Source organism: Micromonospora sp. MH33, from assembly GCF_003013775.1.
GTDB lineage: Bacteria > Actinomycetota > Actinomycetes > Mycobacteriales > Micromonosporaceae > Micromonospora > Micromonospora fulviviridis.
Genome location: NZ_MUYZ01000416.1, coordinates 1 through 4,193 on the forward strand (window position 1 = coordinate 1; position 4,193 = coordinate 4,193).

A 4,193-nucleotide genomic window follows, 5' to 3' on the forward strand; every position below is an offset into this window, starting at 1 on the left:
GCGCTCGCCGAGGTGGCGGCGGCCGGCCCGGCCCCGGCGTGGGGCGCGCGGCACCGGCTGCACCCCGTGCACCTCGGCGTGGCGCCCGACGTCGACGCCGCGGTGACGGCGATGCGCGAGCGGGTGGCCCTCGGCGGCGACACCGACTGCGTACTCGCCACCTCCGGCGTGCCCGGGGTCTCCGACGCCTGCTGGCGGGGCCCGGTGGCCCGCTACGTCTGGGACCTCACCGACCGCTCGCGCAGTCGCTGGGTGGTGCCGTTCGGCGCCTCCGGCCGGCCGGGCGACCCGCACTTCGACGACCAACTGCCGCGCTGGGCGGCCGGCGAGCTGATCCCGGTGCCCGCCACCGAACTCACCCGAGAAGGAGACCCGTCATGACGTACCAGGAGAAGCTGCCCGGCCTCGGCGAGCTGCGGCTCGTCCCGGTCGACCCGGCGGCGGACGCGGCGCTGCTGCACGGCTGGGTGACCCAGCCGTGGGCCCGGTTCTGGGGCATGGGCGACCACACCGAGGCGGAGGTGCGCGAGGTCTACGAGTTCCTCGACGGCCTGGCCACGCACCACGCCTACCTGATCACCCTGGACGGGACGCCGGTCGGCCTGTTCCAGAGCTACCGGCCCGAGGCCGACCCGGTCGGCGAGCGCTACCCGGTCCGCCCCGGTGACGTCGGGATGCACCTGCTGCTGGCGGCGAACCGGCCGGCGCCGGGCCTCGCCTCGGCGGTCGCGCCGGCCCTGGCCCGTTTCCTGTTCACCGACCCCACCCGGCAGCGCATCGTCGTCGAGCCGGACGTGCGCAACGACCGCGCGCTGCGCCGGCTGGAGCGGGAGGGCTTCGCCTTCGACGCCGAGATCGACATGCCGGACAAGCGGGCCCGGCTCGCCTTCCTCACCCGCGACCGGTTCGAGGCCGACCACCCGGTCCCGGCCTGACGACGGCAGCGGCCGCCCGGCACGGGGCCGGGCGGGCGCTGGACGTGCGGGTGGTTCAGGCGGCCAGGTACTTCTCCAGGTCGTCCAGGATCTTGTTGGCGGCGCCGACGCCGATGCCGGTCATCCAGACCTCGTCGGAGACCACGTGCGCCTTGCCCGCCTTGACCGCGGACAGGCCCTGCCAGAGGCTGCCGGCGGAGACCTTCGCCTGCTCGGCGGCGGCCTTCTCGCCGTACGCGGTCACGAAGACGACGTCGCCGTCGACCTCGTTGACCCGCTCGGGGCTGACCAGGTCGAAGCGCTTGTCCTCCTTGCCCGCCAGCAACTGCCGCTCGGGGCGGCCCAGGCCGGTGTCACCGACCACGATGCCGGAGAACGAGTCCGGACCGTAGACCCGGATGTTGCCCGGAATGAAGCGCACGATGGAGACCTTCCGCGACGACGCGTCGCCGAGCTTCGCGCCGAGGTCCTTGGCCCGCTTCTCGTACGTGGCCAGCAGATCCTTGGCCTGCTGCTCCTTGCCGAGGGCCTTGCCGTCGAGGAGGAAGTTCTCCTTCCAGGTGATGCCCACCTTCTCGGTGAAGACCGTCGGGGCGATGGCGGACAGCTCGTCGTAGAACTTCTCCTGGCGGAACTTGCTGCCGAGGATCAGGTCCGGCTTGAGCGCGTTGATCGCCTCCAGGTCGGGCTCGGTGAGCACCCCCACCTCCTTGATGCCGGCCAGCTTGTCCGCGCCGAAGTAGGTGGGCCAGCTCTTCGCCTCGCCGGCGGTGGCCGCGCCCACCGGGGTGACGCCGAGCGACAGCGCGGTGTCGATCTTGTCGGTGTCGAGCACCACCACGCGCTTCGGCTCGGCGGGCACCTTGCTGGTGCCCATCGCGTGGGTGATCTCCCGGGTCTCCCCGGCGCTGGTGCCGGAGACGGGATCGCTCTCCCCGCAGGCGGTGAGGCCCACGCCGAGGGCGAGGGCCGCGGTGAGAGCGACGGCGAGACGACGCATCAAAAGGTCCTTTCCTGACAGGTACGGGTCGACGCGCGGTCAGGCGTCGCCGACGGAGGCGCCGGCCGGGGCCGGCGTGGCGGCCGGAACGGCCGAGGTGTGGGTGAGGGCGGGCACCACGAGCGGGGCGCCGGTGACCGGGCAGGGCACGACCACGCAGTCGAGCCCGAAGACGTCGCGGACCAGGTCGACCGTGAGGATCTCGCGCGGCGGGCCGGCGGCGACCACCGCACCGGCGCGCATGGCGACCAGGTGGTCGGCGTACCGGGCGGCCTGGTTGAGGTCGTGCAGCACGGCGACCACGGTCCGGCCGCGCTCGGCGCGCAGCCGGTGCAGCAGGTCCAGCACCTCCACCTGGTGGGCCAGGTCGAGGAAGGTGGTCGGCTCGTCCAGCAGCAGCGCCTCGGTGTCCTGGGCCAGGGTCATGGCGATCCAGACCCGCTGCCGCTGCCCGCCGGAGAGGGTGTCCACCGGCCGGTCGGCCAGCCCGGTCACGTCGGCCATGGCCAGGGCCGCCTCGACGGCCCGGCCGTCCTCCGCGGACCACTGCCGCCACCAGCGCTGGTAGGGCTGCCGGCCCCGGCCGACCAGGTCGGCCACGGTGATCCCCTCGGGCACCAGCGGGCTCTGCGGCAGCACGCCGAGCCGCCGGGCCACCTCGCGGGTGGGCAGGTCGCGGATCGCCGTGCCGTCGAGCAGCACCGCGCCGCGGCGCGGGGTGAGCAGCCGGGCCATGGTGCGCAGCAGAGTGGACTTGCCGCAGGCGTTCGGCCCGACGATCACCGTGAACGCGTCGGCGGGCAGGTCGAGGTCCAGCCCGTCCAGCACGGTCCGGGTCTCGTATCCGGCGACCAGGTCACGGGTGGACAGCATCGCGGTCACGACCGCCTCCCTCGGGTGCGCAGCAGCAGGAAGATCAGGTAGGGGCCGCCGATCGCCGCGGTGAGCACGCCGGCCGGGAGTTGGGTGGGCGCGAACAGCCGGCGGCCGGCCAGGTCGGCGAGCACCAGCAGCAGCGCCCCGAGCAGGGCCGAGCAGAGCAGCGGCGGCCGCTCCGCGCGTACCAGCCGCCGGGCCACCTGCGGGGCGACCAGCGCCACGAAGTCCACCGCGCCGACCTGGGCGGTGACCGTGGCGGCGGCCAGCACGCCGGTGGCGGCCAGGCCGACCCGCCGGGCCACCGGGCGCAGCCCGATCCCCCGGGCGGTGTCGTCGTCCAGTGCGGTGCTGCGCAGCGCCCAGCCGGCCCAGAGCAGCACGGGCAGCAGCACGGCGAGGGTGCCGGCGATCCAGGCCGCCTCGGTCCAGCCCTTGCCGGCCAGGGTGCCGATGAGCCAGAGCTGGGCGCGCAGCCCGTCGATCGGGTCGGCGGCCAGCATGACCACCTCGGTCAGCGCCCGGAGCGCGAACGCCACCGCCACGCCGGCCAGCACGAAGCGCTGCGCGGCCAGGCCGTGCCGCGCCCCGAGGGCGAAGACCAGGAGCGCCGCCACCAGGCCGCCGACCAGCGCGGCCGGCGCCACCAGGACCGCCGCGGCGCCGCTGGTCAGTGCCACCGTGGCGGCCAGGCCGGCGCCCTGGGTGACGCCGATGACGTCGGGGCTGGCGAGGGGGTTGCGGGCCACGCTCTGGATCAGGGTGCCGGCCACCCCGAAGGCCGCCCCGGCCAGCGCCGCGAGCACCGCGCGGGGCAGCCGCAGGTCGAGCACCACGAGGTCGTACGGGGTGCCGGCGCCGGAGAGCGCCCGCAGCACGTCGCCCGGAGCTACGTACGGCGTCCCGAGCGAAAGACTGATCACCACGGCGGCGGCCAGGAGCAGAAACAGCACGGCCGCCACCACCACCGGCCGCCGCCGCACCGGCACGGCCAGCGGACCGACCCGCACCAGCGACCGCCCCGGCAGGGCGGTCGTCGACGCGCTCAGCGCTTCCTTCGTTCGCGACTGCGGGGCGCGCAAACCCGGCGCACTCCTCGCGCTCACGCCGTCACGACCTTGGCGCGGCGGACCAGGAGGGCGAGCAGGGGGGCGCCGAGCAGGGCGGTGATGATGCCGGCGGGGATCTCGCCGGGTGGGGCGACGAGCCGCCCGGCCACGTCCGCGCCGAGCACCAGGGCCGGCCCGAGCAGCGCGGCGACCAGCAGGGTCCACCGGTGGTCGGCGCCGACCAGGGCCCGGGCCAGGTGCGGCACGGCCAGCCCGACGAAGGCGATCGGCCCGGCGGCGGCCACCGCGGCGCCGGTGAGCAGCACCCCGCCC

6 protein-coding genes are annotated in these 4,193 nt (G+C 75.5%); 2 read left to right on the forward strand and 4 right to left on the reverse strand.

Features of this window, described 5'->3' with window-relative positions; genetic code table 11:
* Together B0E53_RS33495 and B0E53_RS33500 are read left to right on the forward strand one after the other, a co-directional pair.
* The coding region (locus B0E53_RS33495) for a penicillin acylase family protein (RefSeq protein ID WP_146167881.1) at positions 1-381 on the forward strand (381 nt) is incomplete at its 5' end.
* A complete protein-coding gene (locus B0E53_RS33500; RefSeq protein ID WP_107079600.1) occupies positions 378-935 on the forward strand; it encodes a GNAT family N-acetyltransferase in 558 nt (185 codons plus the stop codon). The genes B0E53_RS33495 and B0E53_RS33500, both read left to right, overlap by 4 nt.
* 55 nt (positions 936-990) lie before the next feature.
* Here B0E53_RS33500 and B0E53_RS33505 read toward each other — a convergent pair whose 3' ends face one another.
* The 4 genes from B0E53_RS33505 to B0E53_RS33520 all read right to left on the reverse strand — a co-directional run.
* Positions 991-1,935 (reverse strand): iron-siderophore ABC transporter substrate-binding protein, encoded by a 945-nt coding sequence (locus B0E53_RS33505; RefSeq protein WP_107079601.1) that lies wholly within the window; start codon positions 1,933-1,935, stop codon positions 991-993.
* Positions 1,936-1,974: 39 nt separating this feature from the next.
* Entirely contained in the window at positions 1,975-2,808 is an 834-nt protein-coding gene (locus tag B0E53_RS33510) for an ABC transporter ATP-binding protein (RefSeq protein ID WP_107079603.1), read from the reverse strand.
* 5 nt (positions 2,809-2,813) lie between these two features.
* Positions 2,814-3,917, reverse strand: coding sequence for an iron ABC transporter permease (locus B0E53_RS33515; protein WP_246835733.1), 1,104 nt, complete (start codon positions 3,915-3,917; stop codon positions 2,814-2,816).
* On the reverse strand, positions 3,914-4,193 hold a 280-nt coding region (locus tag B0E53_RS33520), incomplete at its 5' end, for an iron chelate uptake ABC transporter family permease subunit (protein ID WP_146167882.1). The genes B0E53_RS33520 and B0E53_RS33515, both read right to left, overlap by 4 nt.